This is a genomic window from Enterobacter sp. HK-058-C-ECC, assembly GCF_047531125.1.
GTDB classification, from domain to species: domain Bacteria; phylum Pseudomonadota; class Gammaproteobacteria; order Enterobacterales; family Enterobacteriaceae; genus Enterobacter; species Enterobacter quasiroggenkampii.
Window position 1 is genome coordinate 253652 of the sequence record NZ_JBLKCH010000004.1, and the last position, 17362, is coordinate 271013.

General features: G+C 56.0%; 14 protein-coding genes. 10 read left to right on the plus strand and 4 right to left on the minus strand.

The window, feature by feature from the left end; genetic code table 11:
- Positions 1-74: 74 nt before the first annotated feature.
- The 3 genes from yieE to cirA all read left to right on the plus strand — a co-directional run bounded on the left by yieE (position 75) and on the right by cirA (position 4764).
- Complete coding sequence (yieE, locus tag ACMWJS_RS11090) at positions 75-941, plus strand: DNA-binding transcriptional regulator YeiE (RefSeq protein ID WP_069720466.1); 867 nt, start codon at positions 75-77, stop codon at positions 939-941.
- A gap of 158 nt (positions 942-1099) precedes the next feature.
- Positions 1100-2569: an amino acid permease gene (locus ACMWJS_RS11095; RefSeq protein WP_008500931.1), complete on the plus strand. Its 1470-nt coding sequence runs from the start codon at positions 1100-1102 to the stop codon at positions 2567-2569.
- Between the two features lie 224 nt (positions 2570-2793).
- Positions 2794-4764, plus strand: a complete 1971-nt coding sequence (gene cirA / locus ACMWJS_RS11100) for a catecholate siderophore receptor CirA (RefSeq protein ID WP_414747061.1) — start codon at positions 2794-2796, stop codon at positions 4762-4764.
- Positions 4765-4863: 99 nt separating this feature from the next.
- Here cirA and fghA read toward each other — a convergent pair whose 3' ends face one another.
- Positions 4864-5691, minus strand: coding sequence for an S-formylglutathione hydrolase (fghA, locus tag ACMWJS_RS11105; protein WP_325841147.1), 828 nt, complete (start codon positions 5689-5691; stop codon positions 4864-4866).
- A gap of 138 nt (positions 5692-5829) precedes the next feature.
- On the opposite strand from fghA, the gene ACMWJS_RS11110 reads away from it, so the two are divergent.
- The 7 genes from ACMWJS_RS11110 to mglC all read left to right on the plus strand — a co-directional run bounded on the left by ACMWJS_RS11110 (position 5830) and on the right by mglC (position 14024).
- Positions 5830-6978 carry a YbfB/YjiJ family MFS transporter gene (locus ACMWJS_RS11110; RefSeq protein WP_045908681.1) on the plus strand — a complete coding sequence of 383 codons (1149 nt, stop codon included), beginning with the start codon at positions 5830-5832 and terminating at the stop codon, positions 6976-6978.
- A 102-nt stretch (positions 6979-7080) separates the two neighbouring features.
- Positions 7081-7749, plus strand: a complete 669-nt coding sequence (folE, locus tag ACMWJS_RS11115; protein WP_008500927.1) for a GTP cyclohydrolase I FolE — start codon at positions 7081-7083, stop codon at positions 7747-7749.
- Positions 7750-7768: 19 nt separating this feature from the next.
- Positions 7769-8926, plus strand: a complete 1158-nt coding sequence (gene yeiB / locus ACMWJS_RS11120) for a DUF418 domain-containing protein YeiB (protein ID WP_414747062.1) — start codon at positions 7769-7771, stop codon at positions 8924-8926.
- Between the two features lie 155 nt (positions 8927-9081).
- Positions 9082-10104 carry an HTH-type transcriptional regulator GalS gene (galS, locus tag ACMWJS_RS11125; protein WP_196365105.1) on the plus strand — a complete coding sequence of 341 codons (1023 nt, stop codon included), beginning with the start codon at positions 9082-9084 and terminating at the stop codon, positions 10102-10104.
- Between the two features lie 295 nt (positions 10105-10399).
- Positions 10400-11398, plus strand: coding sequence for a galactose/glucose ABC transporter substrate-binding protein MglB (gene mglB, locus ACMWJS_RS11130; protein WP_414747063.1), 999 nt, complete (start codon positions 10400-10402; stop codon positions 11396-11398).
- 79 nt (positions 11399-11477) lie between these two features.
- Entirely contained in the window at positions 11478-12998 is a 1521-nt protein-coding gene (gene mglA, locus ACMWJS_RS11135) for a galactose/methyl galactoside ABC transporter ATP-binding protein MglA (protein ID WP_008500922.1), read from the plus strand.
- Between the two features lie 15 nt (positions 12999-13013).
- Entirely contained in the window at positions 13014-14024 is a 1011-nt protein-coding gene (gene mglC, locus ACMWJS_RS11140; protein ID WP_008500921.1) for a galactose/methyl galactoside ABC transporter permease MglC, read from the plus strand.
- A 50-nt stretch (positions 14025-14074) separates the two neighbouring features.
- Here the strand turns inward: mglC and ACMWJS_RS11145 are convergent, their stop codons facing one another.
- From ACMWJS_RS11145 to cdd, 3 genes are all read right to left on the minus strand, one after another.
- Positions 14075-15463 (minus strand): glutamine synthetase family protein, encoded by a 1389-nt coding sequence (locus ACMWJS_RS11145; protein ID WP_414747081.1) that lies wholly within the window; start codon positions 15461-15463, stop codon positions 14075-14077.
- 124 nt (positions 15464-15587) lie between these two features.
- Positions 15588-16304, minus strand: a complete 717-nt coding sequence (gene sanA / locus ACMWJS_RS11150; RefSeq protein WP_008500918.1) for an outer membrane permeability protein SanA — start codon at positions 16302-16304, stop codon at positions 15588-15590.
- Positions 16305-16431: 127 nt separating this feature from the next.
- Positions 16432-17316, minus strand: coding sequence for a cytidine deaminase (gene cdd / locus ACMWJS_RS11155; protein WP_046091540.1), 885 nt, complete (start codon positions 17314-17316; stop codon positions 16432-16434).
- Between the last annotated feature and the right edge of the window lie 46 nt (positions 17317-17362).

Genomic DNA, 17362 nt, shown 5'->3' on the forward strand with positions numbered 1-17362 from the left:
AGGTTACGGCGCTCTGGTTTAAAAATAAAATTGATTATATACTTATAATCAATCTATATAAGTGGTAAGCAACCATGCACATTACTCTGCGTCAGCTGGAAGTGTTTGCCGAGGTGCTGAAAAGCGGCTCGACGACCCAGGCGTCACAAATGCTGGCGCTCTCACAGTCTGCGGTCAGCGCGGCGTTAACCGATCTTGAAGGACAGCTGGGCGTTCAGCTCTTTGACAGGGTAGGGAAGCGTCTGGTGGTCAACGAGCACGGTCGTCTTCTTTATCCGCGCGCGCTGGCGCTGCTCGAGCAGGCAATCGAAATCGAGCAGTTGTTCCGCGAAGACAACGGTGCGATCCGCGTTTACGCCAGCAGCACCATCGGGAACTACATTCTGCCGGAAGTGATTGCCCGCTACCGCCGGGATTTTCCCACCCTGCCGCTGGAGATGAGCGTGGGCAATAGCCAGGACGTCATCAACGCAGTGATCGACTTCCGTGTGGATATCGGCCTCATCGAAGGTCCCTGCCATAACGTCGATATCATTGCCGAGCCCTGGCTGGAAGACGAGCTGGTGGTGTTTGCGTCCCCGGCCTCGTCGTTATTGCAGGGAGAGGTGACGCTGGAGAGGCTGGCGCAGGCGCAGTGGATCCTGCGCGAGCAGGGCTCCGGCACGCGTGAAATTGTCGATTATCTGCTGCTTTCCCATCTGCCGCATTTCCAGTTAGGGATGGAGCTGGGGAACTCTGAGGCCATCAAGCACGCGGTGCGCCACGGGCTGGGCATCAGCTGTCTTTCCCGGCGCGTTATTGCCGAACAGCTTGAAACCGGATCGCTGGTTGAAATCCCCATCCCGCTGCCGAAGCTGGTGCGCACGCTGTGGTGCATTCATCATCGTCAGAAACACCTTTCCAGCTCCCTGCAGCGTTTTCTGCGCTATTGCGAAATCTGACAGCATCCCTCACCCCAAAGGGGAGAGGGAAAAATTATGCTTTACTTATAATCCTGGCCGCGTCATGAAGCTCTCTTATAACTGAGTATTTCTGCCGGAAGGAACGCGGATCGTCTGCTACAATCGCGCCTCATTTATTAAATGGACAGCATTTTCATATGGTTTCAGAAATTAAAACCACAGAAGCGCCCACGCTACGTCGTGAACTCAAGGCGCGTCACCTGACGATGATCGCCATTGGCGGCTCAATCGGTACAGGTCTTTTCGTTGCCTCTGGCGCAACGATTTCGGCAGCCGGCCCGGGTGGGGCACTTTTCTCTTATATCCTGATTGGCCTGATGGTGTACTTCCTGATGACCAGTCTCGGCGAACTGGCCGCGTACATGCCGGTATCCGGTTCGTTCTCGACCTACGGTCAAAAATACGTTGAAGAAGGCTTCGGCTTCGCGCTGGGCTGGAACTACTGGTACAACTGGGCGGTCACCATCGCCGTTGACCTTGTCGCCGCACAGCTGGTGATGAACTGGTGGTTCCCGGATACGCCGGGCTGGATCTGGAGCGCCCTGTTCCTGGCCGTCATCTTCCTGCTGAACTACATCTCCGTGCGCGGTTTCGGCGAAGCGGAATACTGGTTCTCTTTGATCAAAGTGGCAACCGTCATCATCTTTATCGTCGTCGGTGTGGCGATGATCGTTGGTATTTTCAAAGGCGCAGAACCTGCGGGCTGGAGTAACTGGACAATAGGCGATGCGCCGTTTGCCGGTGGACTGTCGGCAATGATTGGCGTGGCAATGATTGTCGGCTTCTCCTTCCAGGGAACCGAGCTGATTGGCATTGCTGCCGGTGAGTCAGAGAACCCGGAGAAGAATATTCCGCGCGCGGTTCGTCAGGTCTTCTGGCGTATCCTGCTGTTCTATGTGTTCGCGATCCTGATTATCAGCCTGATCATTCCGTACACCGATCCAAGCCTGCTGCGTAATGACGTGAAAGACATTAGCGTTAGCCCGTTCACGCTGGTCTTCCAGCATGCCGGTCTGCTTTCTGCCGCGGCAGTGATGAACGCCGTTATCCTGACCGCTGTACTGTCAGCCGGTAACTCCGGGATGTACGCGTCCACCCGTATGCTCTACACGCTGGCATGCGACGGTAAAGCACCGCGTATTTTCGCGAAGCTGTCCCGTGGCGGCGTACCGCGTAACGCGCTGTACGCCACTACGGTGATCGCCGGTCTGTGCTTCCTGACCTCTATGTTTGGCAACCAGACGGTGTACCTGTGGCTGCTTAACACCTCCGGGATGACGGGCTTTATTGCCTGGCTGGGGATTGCCATTAGCCACTATCGTTTCCGCCGTGGCTACGTCAAACAGGGTTATGACGTTAACCAGCTGCCGTATCGCTCCGGCTTCTTCCCGCTGGGTCCCATTTTCGCCTTCATTCTGTGCCTGATCATTACGCTGGGACAGAACTATGAAGCGTTCCTGGCGGACACCATTGACTGGGGCGCCGTCACGGCAACCTACATTGGCATTCCGCTGTTCCTCGTCATCTGGTTTGGTTACAAGCTGACGAAAGGGACACACTTCGTTCGCTACAGTGAAATGGAATTCCCGGAACGATTTAAACAATAACCGCACTTCCTCTCTGTTAGCCCGCTCGTTTGAGCGGGCTTTTTTATTCCCGCCCCCTGAAACAAAGATATATTTCTTAACAATTTAATTGATAATAATTATCGTTTGCTTTATCGTTATCAAAAATAAGCGTTTCACCGACCCACCCGAGATGTGGGCGGCCAGGAAGACGCTGTGAGCAATGATGATTTGATTGAGTTGTATTTACCTCATGGAGATATGGAATGTTTAGGTTGAATCCCTTCGTCAGGGGAGGACTTTGCGCGTCCGCAATGTCCCTGGCCCTGCCTGTTATCGCAGCGGAATCCGGCGACACAATGGTTGTCACGGCCTCCGCGACCGAGCAAAACCTGAAAGACGCACCGGCAAGCATCAGCGTCATCACCCAGGAAGATTTGCAGCGCAAACCCGTTCAGAACCTGAAAGATGTGTTACGGGATGTGCCGGGCGTGCAGCTCACGAGCGAAGGGGACAACCGTAAAGGGGTAAGTATTCGCGGACTGGACAGCAGCTATACGCTGATCCTGATAGACGGCAAGCGCGTCAATTCCCGTAACGCGGTGTTCCGCCATAATGATTTTGACCTCAACTGGGTGCCGGTTGACGCCATCGAACGAATTGAAGTGGTGCGCGGACCGATGTCTTCTCTTTACGGCTCCGATGCGCTGGGCGGCGTGGTAAACATTATCACCAAAAAAATCGGCCAGAAATGGACGGGTACCCTGAGCGCCGATTCCACAATTCAGGAACATCGCGACCGTGGAGACACCTACAACGGTCAATTCTATACCAGCGGTCCGCTGGTGGACGGTCTGCTGGGGCTGAAAGCCTACGGTAGCCTCGCAAAGCGTGAGAAAGACGGGCAGCAGAAGTCCTCTACCACGGCGAGCGGTGAAACGCCGCGCATTGAGGGCTTTACCAGCCGCGATGCGAATGTGGAGTTCGCCTGGACGCCGTCTGAAAATCATGACTTTACGGCGGGCTACGGTTTCGACCGTCAGGATCGTGACTCGGATTCCCTCGACAAAAACCGCCTTGAGCGTCAGAACTACTCTCTTAGCCACAACGGCCGCTGGGGCGTCGGCAACAGCGAGCTGAAGGTGTACGGCGAGAAGGTGGATAACAAAAACCCGGGCAACAGCAATACGATCACCTCCGAGAGCAACGCGGTGGACGGGAAATACGTGCTGCCGCTGGGCGACATCAACCAACTGATGACCTTCGGCGGCGAATGGCGTCACGATAAGCTGAAGGATCCGGTCAACCTGACGGGCGGTTCAAGCAGCAGTACGTCGACAAGCCAGTATGCCCTGTTCCTTGAAGATGAGTGGCGTATCTTTGAACCTCTGGCGCTGACCACCGGCATCCGTATGGATGACCATGATACCTACGGCGACCACTGGAGCCCGCGCGCCTATCTGGTCTACAACGCGACCGATACCGTAACGGTGAAAGGGGGCTGGGCGACCGCATTTAAAGCGCCGTCACTGCTGCAGCTGAGCCCGGACTGGGTCACCGGCTCGTGCCGCGGTGCCTGTGAGATTGTCGGTAACCCGGATCTGAAACCAGAGACCAGCGAGAGCTTCGAGTTCGGTCTGTACTACAGCGGGGAAGAGGGCTGGTTAGAGGGCGTGCAGGCCAGCGTGACCACCTTCCAGAATAATGTCGATGACCGCATCAGCATCAGCCGTACGGCCAATGCGAAGCAGGCGCAGAGCTACCCTAACTACGTTGGCCTGAATGCGGACGGTGAACCGATATTCCGCTACTACAACGTCAACAAGGCGCGCATCCGCGGGGTGGAGACCGAGCTGAAATTCCCGCTGGCGGACGACTGGAAAGTGACGCTGAACTACACCTACAACGACGGTCGTGATATCAGCAACGGTGGCAACAAGCCGCTGTCCGATCTGCCGTTCCACACCGCCAACGGGACCGTTGACTGGAAGGCGACGCAGGACTGGTCGTTCTATGTTCAGGGCAACTACACCGGTGAGAAACGCGCGCTGACCAGCAGCGACCCAACGCCGGGTGGCTATGTTATCTGGAATACCGGCGCAGCGTGGCAGGCGACGAAAAGCGTGAAGCTGCGTGCGGGCGTGCAAAACCTGCTGGACAAAGATCTGAGCCGCGACGATTACAGCTACACGGAAGATGGCCGTCGCTACTTTATCGGTGTGGATTATAAGTTCTGATGTAACCTTTATGCCCGGTGGCGCTTCGCTTACCGGGCCTACAAAACCCACGAATGTAGGCCGGGTAAGGCAAAGCCGCCACCCGGCAATCGGCCGCACTTACCCGAACAAATGCTCCGCATGGAAGCGGAGATGATCCTCAATAAAGGACGCAATGAAGTAATAGCTGTGATCGTATCCCGGCTGAATGCGCAGCGTCAGCGGCCAGTCCTTCTGGCGTGCCGCTTCTGCCAGCACCGCAGGCTGTAGCTGTCCGGCGAGGAACTGGTCCGCATCACCCTGATCGATAAGGGTGGGAATGGCCTCTTCAGCTTTGCTGGCCAGCATCAGCGCGCAGCTGTCCCATGCCTGCCATTTTTCCGCATCCTCACCCAAATAGTGTGTGAAGGCTTTCTGCCCCCACGGCACCTGTGTTGGGTTCACAATTGGTGCAAATGCCGACACGCTGACGTATTTCCCCGGATTTTTCAGCGCCATGATGAGCGCCCCGTGTCCGCCCATTGAGTGGCCGCTGATTGCGCAGCGCTCACCGACCGCAAATTGCGACTGCACCAGCGCAGGAAGTTCATCGCGAAGGTAATCATACATGCGGTAGTGGCGCGCCCAGGGTTGCTCGGTCGCATTGAGATAAAACCCGGCGCCTTTGCCCAGGTCGTATCCGGCATCGTCGGCCACATCGTCGCCACGCGGGCTGGTGTCTGGCATCACCAGCGCAATGCCCAGCTCGGCGGCAATGCGCTGCGCGCCCGCTTTGGTGGTGAAGTTTTCGTCGTTGCAGGTCAGGCCGGAAAGCCAGAACAGAACCGGTGGATTTTCCGTCGGCGGCAGGAAAATGCTGAACGTCATTGCGCAGTTCAGGGTGGTGGAGTCGTGCCGCCAGCGCTGCTGTCGACCTTCAAAACAACGGTGCTCTTCGAGCAGTTCCATGCAGGGCTCCTTAATGAGAATGCGTATTCATAAAAACCATAATACAGCCTTTTCATTGACCTGTGAGTAACTTTCACTTTCGCCAGACGTCGAGATGCTGCATCATAAATTTACTTTTCTTTAACAATTGGAGCGGTCATGGCGCTGCGTATTGCGCTCAGTGGGTTTGTCGTGCTGGTGGTGGCGATGGGGATAGGGCGCTTTGCTTTTACGCCCCAGGTGCCGCTGATGATTGCTGCCGGACAGCTTACGCTGACCAGCGCGGGTCTGGTGGCGGCGATGAACTATCTGGGCTATCTGGTGGGCGCGTGGGATGCGATGCGTGCGCACCGCTTCGTTGAAACGCGCCTCTGGCTTGGCATCACCGGCGCGGTGGCGCTGACGCTGCTCTCCGCGGCGGCGGAGAACGCCGTCGTGCACGGCCTGCTGCGTTTTGTCATCGGCTGCATGAGCGGCTGGTCGATGGTACTCATTGCCGCCTGGACTAACGAACGGCTGGGACAGCTCGGTAAACCGGGTCTGAGCGCTGCCGTATTTGCCGGGCCGGGGGCAGGCATTGCGCTGAGCGGCCTGCTCGCCGTCTATATTCAGGCGAAGTCCCTGTCGGCCGGGGCGGCATGGCAAATCTACGGCGTGCTGGCGCTGGTGTTGATTGCCCTGGTGGCGCGCTACCTGCCGCGATCCGGGCAGCTCCATCGACCCGGCACCGCGCCAGAGCCGCTGGTGCTGACGGCGGATTTGACGCGTCTGGTCTGGAGCTACAGCCTGGCCGGGTTTGGCTATATCCTTCCGGCGACCTTCCTGTCGCAAATGGCGGCCGTGCGTTTTCCCGGCAGCCTGTTTGCCCAGTTTGTCTGGCCGATTTTTGGTCTCGCCGCCGTGGTGGGGATTGCGCTCAGTATTCTGTTACGCCATACCTCAACGGCTAACCGCAGGCTGGCTATCGTACTGTGGTTACAGGGGGCGGGCGTGCTGGCGGCCTGGCTGCTGCCGGGGATTGGCGGGTTGCTGACGGGCGGGCTGCTGGTGGGCGGTGGCTTTTTGTGTGCCGTGCAGCTCTCTCTTTTATACGGTCGTGAACTGGCGCCAAACCACACGCGCTATATGGCGGGCCTGCTCACCACCGGGTATGCGATAGGGCAGTTAATTGGCCCGGTCACCTCGGCGTTATCAACCTGGCTTACCCACCGGCTGGAGCCGGCGCTGGGGCTGGCGGGCGTGGCGCTGTTCGTTGGAGGAGCCCTGGTCTGGAATCGTCACGCTGAAAGGCAACAGCAATTGCAATAATTATCGTCGTGAATACTGGATTATGTGCGCCGCCTCACGCACAATGAACGCATACTTTTGCCACAACGAGGGCAAAAGACGCCACACCTGCAGGAGAACAAAATGTCATCACTCAGTAAAGAAGCTGCCCTGGTCCACGAAGCCCTGGTCGCGCGCGGTCTTGAAACGCCACTGCGTCCGCCCGTACAGGACTTGGACAATGAAACCCGCAAGCGTCTGATTGCCGGTCATATGACCGACATCATGGAGCTGCTGAATCTCGATCTGAGTGACGACAGTCTGATGGAGACGCCGCACCGCATCGCAAAAATGTACGTCGACGAAATTTTCTCGGGCCTGGATTACGCCAACTTCCCGAAAATCACCGTCATTGAAAACAAGATGAAAGTGGATGAGATGGTGACGGTTCGCGATATCACGCTGACCAGCACCTGCGAACACCATTTCGTGACCATCGACGGTAAAGCGACCGTGGCGTATATCCCCAAAGATACGGTGATTGGCCTGTCGAAGATTAACCGCATCGTGCAGTTCTTCGCTCAGCGTCCGCAGGTGCAGGAGCGCCTGACCCAGCAGATCCTGACCGCGCTGCAAACGCTGCTGGGCACCAATAACGTGGCCGTCTCTATCGACGCGGTTCACTACTGCGTGAAAGCGCGCGGCGTGCGCGATGCCACCAGTGCGACCACTACAACCTCGCTGGGCGGTCTGTTTAAATCGAGCCAGAATACCCGCCAGGAGTTCCTGCGCGCCGTACGTCACCACAACTAAGTCTTACAGGGCAGGGACCATGGAGCGAAACGTCACGCTCGATTTTGTTCGCGGCGTCGCCATTCTCGGTATCCTGCTGCTTAATATCACCGCCTTCGGTTTGCCGAAGGCGGCGTATCTCAATCCCGCGTGGTATGGCGACATTACCCGCAGTGATGCCTGGACCTGGGCAATCCTCGATCTCTTTGCGCAGGTCAAATTCCTCACGCTCTTTGCCCTGCTGTTTGGCGCAGGCCTGCAGCTTCTCCTCAAACGCGGCACGCGCTGGATCCAGTCGCGCCTGACGCTGCTGGTTATCCTCGGCTTTATCCATGGCCTGTTCTTCTGGGACGGCGATATTCTTCTTGCCTATGGGTTAGTCGGGCTCATCTGCTGGCGCCTCATTCGCGATGCGCACAGCGTTAAAAGCCTGTTCAACACCGGGGTGATGCTCTATGTCATGGGGCTTGGAGTACTGTTGCTGCTGGGGATGATCTCCGGCGAGACGACAAACCGTGCCTGGATCCCGGATGCCGCTAACCTGCAGTACGAGCAGTTCTGGAAGCTGAAGGGCGGAACGGAAGCGATAAGCAACCGCGCGGATATGCTGGGGGACAACCTCCTCGCGCTGGGCGCGCAATACGGCTGGCAGCTGGCGGGTATGATGCTGATGGGCGCGTCACTGATGCGCACCGGCTGGCTGAAAGGGGAATTCAGCCTGCGTCACTATCGCCGTACCGGCGCCGGTCTGGTGCTGCTCGGCGTGCTGATTAATTTCCCGGCGGTGATGGTGCAGTGGCATATCCACTGGGATTACCGCTGGTGCGCGTTCCTGCTCCAGGTGCCGCGTGAACTGAGCGCGCCGTTTCAGACCATCGGCTACGCGGCGCTGATCTACGGCTTCTGGCCCTCGCTTTCTCGTCTGTGGATGGTCAGCGCTATCGCCTGCGTGGGCCGCATGGCGTTAAGCAATTACCTCCTGCAAACGCTGATCTGCACCACGCTTTTCTATCGCTTTGGCCTGTTTATGAAATTCGACCGCCTTACGCTGCTGACGTTTGTTATTCCGGTCTGGGCAGTAAACCTGGCGTTTTCTGTGCTCTGGCTACGCTATTTCCGCCAGGGACCGCTGGAGTGGGTATGGCGTCAGTTAACCGCACGTGCTTCAGGGATATCATTGAAAAATACATCCAGATAACGATCTGGATCACAATCATTAACAAAACGGATGTAAGCGTTTTCATGACTGTGAGCTTCTTCACGTAGTCCCCTTTCTCTCGCTGCCAAAATAGCCACCTTGCTAAACACAGGGGGTGTCTGTGAGTTGCTGCAATCCTTTGAAGGATGGTGAATATGATCACCATTCGTGACGTCGCCCGTCAGGCGGGCGTTTCTGTGGCTACCGTCTCACGCGTGCTCAACAATAGCGCGCTGGTCAGCCCTGAAACCCGTGAAACCGTAATGAAGGCCGTGACCCAGCTCGGGTACCGGCCAAATGCCAATGCCCAGGCGCTTGCGACGCAGGTCAGCGACACCATCGGCGTGGTGGTAATGGATGTCTCAGATGCCTTTTTTGGCGCACTGGTAAAAGCGGTCGATATGGTCGCCCAGCAGCATCAGAAATATGTCCTGATCGGCAATAGCTATCATGAGGCGGAAAAAGAACGCCATGCCATTGAAGTGCTGATCCGCCAGCGCTGTAACGCCTTGATTGTCCATTCAAAAGCCCTGAGCGATGAAGAGCTAACCGGATTGATGGAGCAGATCCCGGGCATGGTGCTGATCAACCGCATCGTCCCCGGCTATGCCCACCGCTGCGTCGGGCTGGATAACGTCAGCGGCGCCATGATGGCCACGAAAATGCTCATCAACAACGGGCATCAGCGGATCGGTTATCTGGCCTCCAGCCATCAGATTGAAGATGACGAACTGCGGCGCGAAGGGTGGCAAAACGCCCTGAAAGAGCACGGCATTACGCCATCCGAAAGCTGGGTGGGGACCGGCACGCCGGACATGCAGGGCGGTGAAGCGGCGATGGTAGAGCTGCTGGGCCGCAATCTGCAGCTGTCTGCGGTGTTTGCCTATAACGACAGCATGGCGGCAGGCGCCCTGACGGCGCTGAAGGATAACGGCATTGCGGTGCCACAGCATTTATCACTCATTGGTTTTGATGATATCCCGATTGCCCGTTACACCGACCCGCAGCTGACAACCGTGCGTTACCCCATTGCCTCTATGGCAAAACTGGCGACTGAGCTGGCGTTACAGGGGGCTGCTGGCGTGCTGGATCCGGGGGCAACACACTGTTTCATGCCGACTTTAGTGCGTCGTCACTCCGTCGCGGCCCGGCAAACTGTGGTTCCGATCACTAACTGATTACATGTGGTGATGTAACCGTTTTCAATCTGTGAGTAAATTCACAGTATCTTAACAAGGCGCTGACTATGATGTCAGCGTCTTAGGGGCTGAAACGCTATGTAACAGTGATTATTCACTTTCACTATAGCCAATGTGCCGCAAACAACGAATAAAACGCATTTCTGGAGCGTTACCGAACACGGAAGAGAGAAATTTTATAAGTGAACCTCGGCTGTCAGTAACGTTTTATTAACATCTGCCCGCCGCTCGTTATTCACAAGAACTACCCTGCATAAAAAAAACCGGAGATACCATGAATAAGAAGGTGTTGACCCTGTCTGCTGTAATGGCAAGCATGCTTTTTGGTGCAGCAGCGCACGCTGCGGATACCCGTATTGGTGTGACCATCTATAAATACGACGACAACTTCATGTCTGTTGTGCGTAAAGCGATTGAGAAAGATGCGAAAGCAGCGCCAGACGTTCAGCTGCTGATGAACGACTCCCAGAATGACCAGTCCAAACAGAACGACCAGATCGACGTTCTGCTGGCGAAAGGCGTGAAAGCCCTGGCCATCAACCTGGTTGACCCGGCTGCAGCAGGCACGGTTATTGAAAAAGCGCGCGGCCAGAACGTGCCGATCGTCTTCTTCAACAAAGAACCTTCCCGTAAGGCGCTGGATAGCTATGATAAAGCGTATTACGTCGGCACCGACTCCAAAGAGTCCGGTATTATTCAGGGCGATCTGATCGCGAAACACTGGGCGGCGAACCCGAACTGGGACCTGAACAAAGACGGTCAGATTCAGTTCGTGTTGCTGAAAGGCGAACCTGGCCACCCGGATGCTGAAGCGCGTACCAACTACGTTATCAAAGAGCTGAACGACAAGGGCCTGAAAACCCAGCAGCTGGCGTTAGATACCGCGATGTGGGATACCGCTCAGGCGAAAGATAAGATGGACGCGTGGCTGTCCGGCCCTAACGCCAACAAAATCGAAGTGGTTATCGCCAACAACGATGCGATGGCAATGGGTGCGGTAGAAGCGCTGAAAGCACACAACAAATCCTCTATCCCGGTATTCGGTGTGGATGCGCTGCCAGAAGCGCTGGCGCTGGTTAAATCCGGTGCGATGGCCGGTACCGTGCTGAACGATGCCAACAACCAGGCGAAAGCCACCTTCGACCTGGCGAAAAACCTGGCCGATGGCAAAGGTGCGGCAGACGGCACCAACTGGAAAATTGACAACAAAATCGTTCGCGTACCTTACGTGGGCGTAGACCAGTCCAACCTGGCTGAGTTTATCGGTAAATAAGTAAGCGGTACTGTCTCCACTGGGCGCAATTCGTTGCGCCCTTTTATAACGCGATATGCGAGGCCAACAAGGTATAATTATGGTCAGCACAACAACTCAGTCATCCGGTGAATACCTGTTGGAAATGAGCGGTATCAACAAGTCATTTCCCGGCGTTAAGGCACTCGATAATGTTAATTTAAAAGTGCGTCCTCACTCTATTCATGCCTTAATGGGGGAGAACGGTGCGGGTAAATCAACATTATTAAAATGTCTTTTTGGGATCTATCAAAAAGATTCTGGCAGCATTCTTTTTCAGGGGAAAGAGATCGATTTCCATTCAGCGAAAGAAGCACTGGAAAACGGTATCTCGATGGTTCACCAGGAATTAAACCTGGTGCTGCAGCGTTCAGTCATGGATAACATGTGGTTGGGGCGTTATCCCACCAAAGGTGTCTTTGTCGATCAGGATAAAATGTATCGCGACACCAAGGCGATTTTCGACGAGCTGGATATTGATATCGATCCGCGCGCCCGCGTGGGAACATTATCCGTCTCCCAGATGCAGATGATCGAAATTGCCAAAGCGTTCTCCTATGATGCGAAAATCGTCATCATGGACGAACCGACATCGTCATTAACGGAAAAAGAGGTTAACCACCTTTTTACCATTATTCGTAAGCTGAAAGATCGCGGCTGCGGCATTGTGTACATCTCCCACAAAATGGAAGAGATCTTCCAGCTGTGCGATGAAATCACCATCCTGCGCGACGGCCAGTGGATTGCCACACAGCCGCTGGAAGGGCTGGACATGGACAAGATCATCGCCATGATGGTCGGCCGTTCCCTGAACCAGCGCTTCCCGGACAAAGAAAACAAGCCGGGTGAAGTGATTCTGGAAGTGCGCAATCTGACCTCATTGCGTCAGCCGTCTATCCGCGATGTCTCCTTCGACCTGCACAAGGGTGAAATCCTGGGGATTGCCGGGCTGGTGGGGGCAAAGCGTACCGATATCGTGGAAACCCTGTTTGGCATTCGTGAGAAAGCCGAAGGCACCATTACGCTGCACGGTAAGAAAATCAATAACCACAACGCCAACGAAGCCATTAATAATGGTTTTGCGCTGGTGACGGAAGAGCGTCGTTCGACCGGTATTTATGCTTATCTGGATATTAACTTTAACTCGTTAATTTCTAACATTCGCAATTACAAAAACAAAGTCGGGCTGCTGGATAACTCCCGCATGAAGAGCGATACCCAATGGGTAATTGACTCCATGCGCGTGAAAACGCCAGGCCACCGCACCCAGATTGGTTCGCTGTCAGGCGGTAACCAGCAGAAAGTCATTATCGGCCGCTGGTTATTAACCCAGCCAGAAATTCTGATGCTGGATGAGCCGACCCGCGGTATTGACGTCGGTGCGAAGTTTGAAATTTATCAGCTGATTGCCGAGTTGGCGAAAAAGAATAAAGGGATCATTATTATTTCTTCCGAAATGCCGGAATTGTTAGGGATCACAGACCGTATTCTGGTTATGAGCAATGGTCTCGTTGCCGGTATTGTTGACACCAAAACGACAACGCAAAATGAAATTTTGCGTCTTGCGTCTTTGCACCTTTAAGATCAGGGGCTCCTCATGAGTGCGTTAAATAAAAAAAGTTTTCTCACTTACCTGAAAGAAGGCGGTATTTACGTTGTTCTTTTAGTCTTGCTGGCAATCATCATTTTCCAGGACCCTACGTTCTTAAGCCTGCTGAACCTGAGTAACATTCTGACCCAGTCCTCCGTGCGTATTATCATTGCGCTGGGCGTGGCGGGCCTGATCGTGACCCAGGGGACGGACCTCTCCGCGGGGCGTCAGGTAGGTCTGGCGGCGGTTATCGCGGCAACCCTGCTGCAGTCGATGGAAAACGCCAACAAGGTCTTCCCGGAAATGGCCACCATGCCGATTTTCGTGGTGATCCTGATTGTCTGCGCCATCGGTGCGGTGATTGGTCTGATCAACGGTATTATCATCGCCTACCTGAACGTGACGCCATTCATCACCACCCTGGGTACGATGATCATCGTTTACGGTATCAACTCCCTGTACTACGACTTCGTCGGTGCTTCGCCCATCTCGGGCTTTGACAGCGGCTTCTCGACCTTTACGCAAGGGTTTATCGCGCTGGGCAGCTTCCGCCTGTCGTATATCACCTTCTATGCGCTGATTGCGGTCGCCTTCGTCTGGATCCTGTGGAACAAAACGCGCTTTGGCAAAAACATCTTCGCTATCGGCGGTAACCCGGAAGCGGCGAAAGTCTCCGGCGTAAACGTTGCCCTGAACCTGCTCATCATCTATGCCCTGTCCGGCGTGTTCTACGCCTTCGGCGGGATGCTGGAAGCGGGCCGTATCGGCTCTGCAACGAACAACCTTGGCTTCATGTACGAACTGGATGCGATTGCAGCCTGCGTGGTGGGCGGCGTCTCCTTCAGCGGCGGCGTGGGGACGGTGCTCGGCGTGGTGACCGGTGTGATCATCTTCACCGTCATCAACTACGGGTTGACCTACATCGGCGTGAACCCGTACTGGCAGTACATCATCAAGGGCGCCATCATTATCTTCGCGGTTGCGCTGGATTCACTGAAGTACGCCCGTAAGAAGTAATCGTCACTCGCCATACCCGGCCCGCTCACCGAGCGGGCTTTTTTTATGCCCTATGCCAGATGGGACTCCTCCTGCGTCACAATGCGCTCAAACCAGTCGAGTTCAGAAAGCTTGCAGGCGACCCACTGTTCGGAAAAGGCGTCGCCCAGGCTGTCGGTGAGATACTGACAGCGGGCAAAGGCCTCAATCGCCTCCTGCTGGAACAGCGGCAGTTCAGGTTGGTCGTGCTGCGGCTCAGGGAGATCCCCCTCGTCGATATGTTCCAGCCCGTAAAGCATGCCTGTCAGGATAGTGGCCGCCACCAGATACGGATTCGCATCGGCCCCGGCCAGCCGGTACTCAATGCGACGATTGCCGTCATCCGAGCAGGGAATACGCAAGGCGGCGGAGCGGGTGTTATAGCCCCAGGAGTTAAAGACGGGTTCCGTCAGGTTTTTACGCAGGCGACGAAACGCGTTGACCCCCGGCGCAAGAATGGCGACGGAGGCGGGCATTAGCGCCAGCTGGCCCGCGATGCACAAACGCATCATGCTGCTCAGCGCGTTCACCGGCGAGGCAAAAACGTTTTCGCCACGGCTGTTGTTCAGACTGAAATGGATGTGCAAACCGCTGCCGGACAGCTGGCTGAAAGGTTTAGCCATAAAGTTGGCCTGAAGACCGTGCTTTTCAGCGACATAGCGGGTCAGGCGGCGCAGGGCCAGCACGTTATCACAGACCTCAACGACGCGCTGGCTGTGCTTCAGGTTTAATTCGTACTGTCCGGACTCGGCTTCCGCTACGACCCCTGACAGCGGGATGCGCTGCAGGTGCGCCAGCTGTTCCAGCTCGTCAAACAGCGCCGCATGCGCCGACGAGGTATCCATATGAAAACAGCCCTGATTTTGCGGATCGCGTTCGCCCTGTCCCGTCAGGTAAAACTCAATTTCCGGGGCAATGACCGGGAAAAGGCCGTGCTGATGGAAGCGGGCCACGACGTTCTGCAGTATCGCGCGCGGCTCAAGCGGGCAGGGGTTACCGTCGCTGTCTTTCATCGTCAGCAGGATCTGCGCGGTGTGCTCCGGATCCTGCGGAAAGGGACGCAAAGAGCCGGCGACCGGGACGCACAGCCGATCGGGTTCATCATAAAGCGGGGCGGCGATGTTTCCCTTCTGATCCATTGAGTAGACGGAAAGTGGAAAATAACAGCCTTTTTCCAGATTCAGCATGCTCTCCACCGAGAGGCGCTTGCCGCGCATCGTGCCGTTGATATCGTTCAGGTAAACGTCAACATGTTTCGTTTGCGGGTAACGTTCCAGATAATCGGCCACTTCCACGGCAACGTTGTGCTGCAGGGCGTCAATTTTTTCATCCAGCCAGAGACCAGAATGGAGTGCGCCAGGGAGTGATAAGCCGGGAAAGTTAAAGTACGGACGGAGACTTTTGAGGAAAAACGCATTCATTATCGAGTTCATAGTCATTCTTCAATGAAGCCGTAGCGGCAATGAACTCAGCTTAAAAGAGCCGACGTAAAGGGGAGATAAAAAGCGTCAGGCCCGGCGTAAAGAAAGTATAAAGGCGGTTCCGCTATTTCTCTTTTTTCTGCATATCGAGCAGCTGCTCAGGCGTGACGGCCGGGTAACCCTGCGCGTCTTCCGGCACTTCGTGCATCGCCGGAATCGGCACCAGCGGGCCTAAAAAGCGCGGTTCGCGCTTAAAGATATACAGATCGGCCAGGGCACCAAAGCGGGCGCCGAACTCGCGCACGCGCACGCTCAGCATATCTTTTGGCGACGGCACCGCGTAACACTGCGCCTGAATACCCATATGCAGGGCAATAAACAGCGCACGCTCGCAGTGGAAGCGCTGGGTGATGATGATGAAGTCGTTGGTGTCGAAGACTTTGCGCGTGCGGACGATGGAGTCCAGGGTGCGGAACCCGGCGTAGTCGAGGACGATATCGGCAGGATCCACACCCGCGGCAATCAGGTCCTTACGCATCGTCACCGGTTCATTGTAGCTTTGCAGCGCGTTATCGCCGCTCAGCAGCAGATAGTTCACCTTGCCGCTGTTGTAGGCGTTCAGCGCGCCCTGGATGCGGTAACGGTAATACTGGTTGATGACGCCGGTGCGGTAATACTTGGCGGTGCCGAGCACCACGCCAACCTGACGATAGGGCAGGTCCTGCAGGTCATCAAAGATGTAGGGGGCGGTTTTCCAGCTCATCCAGCGGTCGAGACCGAGCACGATCAACAGCAGTATGCCGACCAGGACAGACAGGCTGTAAAAAACGCGCTTTAACATGCAGATGGCTCGTACCGAAGGTGAAATTTAACTCAGGCTACTTTACCCGCCTGGTTAGCGCAAGAAACAGCGACTCAACTGAGGGGTTTTTCAGCAAACTGGCGGGCATTTCTGCCCGCCGGAAGGATTACGCCAGCAGTACGCGGTCAATCGTCGTACAGCCCAGCGCTTTAAGCGTTGCGGCAGTGGCATCCCACTGAATCAGCGGCGCATCGGCAATTTCAGCCAGAATGGCGCGCTGAATGTCAGGATAATCATAGCCGTTCAGGCTCAGCAGGTTGAGTGCGCCCTGCAGCGGCGGCAGCGTTGGGTTAAACGCGGCGTTTTCCGCATAGCTGCCGGTGAAGATTCGGCCATCGCGGCACTGCAGCGCCACGCCGCTCGGGGACTTGCTGTACGGCGTGTGGCTCTTGTTGGCGGCGGCAATCGCCGCCTGGCTCAGGTCATCGCCGGACAGGGCGAAACCGTGGTTCTGCTCGTCCATCAGCAGGGTTTTGATCTCCAGATCTTTCGGGCCAAACGCGTCAGGCAGGTAATCCGCCAGCGTGTGCGGCGCGCGGCCTGGCAGATTGATGCGCAGCTGCAGCCCGCTGTTCAGCTCGTTCATAAACTGACGGCAGTGACCGCACGGAGTGTAGTTAACGGTAATGGCGCTCAGCGCTTTTTCACCGCGCAGCCAGGCGTGACTGATGGCGCTCTGCTCGGCGTGCACGGTTTGCTGCATGGTTGCGCCCAGGAACTCCATGTTGCCGCCGAAGTACCAGGTGCCGCTGACGCCGCGCGCAATGGCCCCGACGTTGAAGTGGGAGAGATCGGCCCGCGCGCAGGCGGCAGCCAGAGGAAGCAGTGCGAAAGCCAGCGCGTCTTCGTCCAGTCCCGTTGCCTGTTTCAGCATCGTGACCTGCTCCGCGGTCAGCAGGGCGGGGAAGTGCGCATCTGCCAGAACGGGAGCAAGGGCTGACTGCAAATTCTCTGCAAGCTGGGCGAAAGCAGCTTGAAAACGTGGGTGCATGGCGTTTGCCTCATAAAGGTTAATGGATCGGTAGTTTACGGAGCCG

Coding starts and splice junctions, on each gene's coding strand:
- sanA (WP_008500918.1), bottom strand. CDS start 16,304: ATGTTAAAGCGCGTTTTTTACAGCCTGTCTGTCCTGGTCGGCATACTG.
- ACMWJS_RS11145 (WP_414747081.1), bottom strand. CDS start 15,463: ATGAATGCGTTTTTCCTCAAAAGTCTCCGTCCGTACTTTAACTTTCCC.
- folE (WP_008500927.1), top strand. CDS start 7,081: ATGTCATCACTCAGTAAAGAAGCTGCCCTGGTCCACGAAGCCCTGGTC.
- ACMWJS_RS11110 (WP_045908681.1), top strand. CDS start 5,830: ATGGCGCTGCGTATTGCGCTCAGTGGGTTTGTCGTGCTGGTGGTGGCG.
- cirA (WP_414747061.1), top strand. CDS start 2,794: ATGTTTAGGTTGAATCCCTTCGTCAGGGGAGGACTTTGCGCGTCCGCA.
- cdd (WP_046091540.1), bottom strand. CDS start 17,316: ATGCACCCACGTTTTCAAGCTGCTTTCGCCCAGCTTGCAGAGAATTTG.
- fghA (WP_325841147.1), bottom strand. CDS start 5,691: ATGGAACTGCTCGAAGAGCACCGTTGTTTTGAAGGTCGACAGCAGCGC.
- yeiB (WP_414747062.1), top strand. CDS start 7,769: ATGGAGCGAAACGTCACGCTCGATTTTGTTCGCGGCGTCGCCATTCTC.
- mglA (WP_008500922.1), top strand. CDS start 11,478: ATGGTCAGCACAACAACTCAGTCATCCGGTGAATACCTGTTGGAAATG.
- mglB (WP_414747063.1), top strand. CDS start 10,400: ATGAATAAGAAGGTGTTGACCCTGTCTGCTGTAATGGCAAGCATGCTT.
- galS (WP_196365105.1), top strand. CDS start 9,082: ATGATCACCATTCGTGACGTCGCCCGTCAGGCGGGCGTTTCTGTGGCT.
- yieE (WP_069720466.1), top strand. CDS start 75: ATGCACATTACTCTGCGTCAGCTGGAAGTGTTTGCCGAGGTGCTGAAA.
- mglC (WP_008500921.1), top strand. CDS start 13,014: ATGAGTGCGTTAAATAAAAAAAGTTTTCTCACTTACCTGAAAGAAGGC.
- ACMWJS_RS11095 (WP_008500931.1), top strand. CDS start 1,100: ATGGTTTCAGAAATTAAAACCACAGAAGCGCCCACGCTACGTCGTGAA.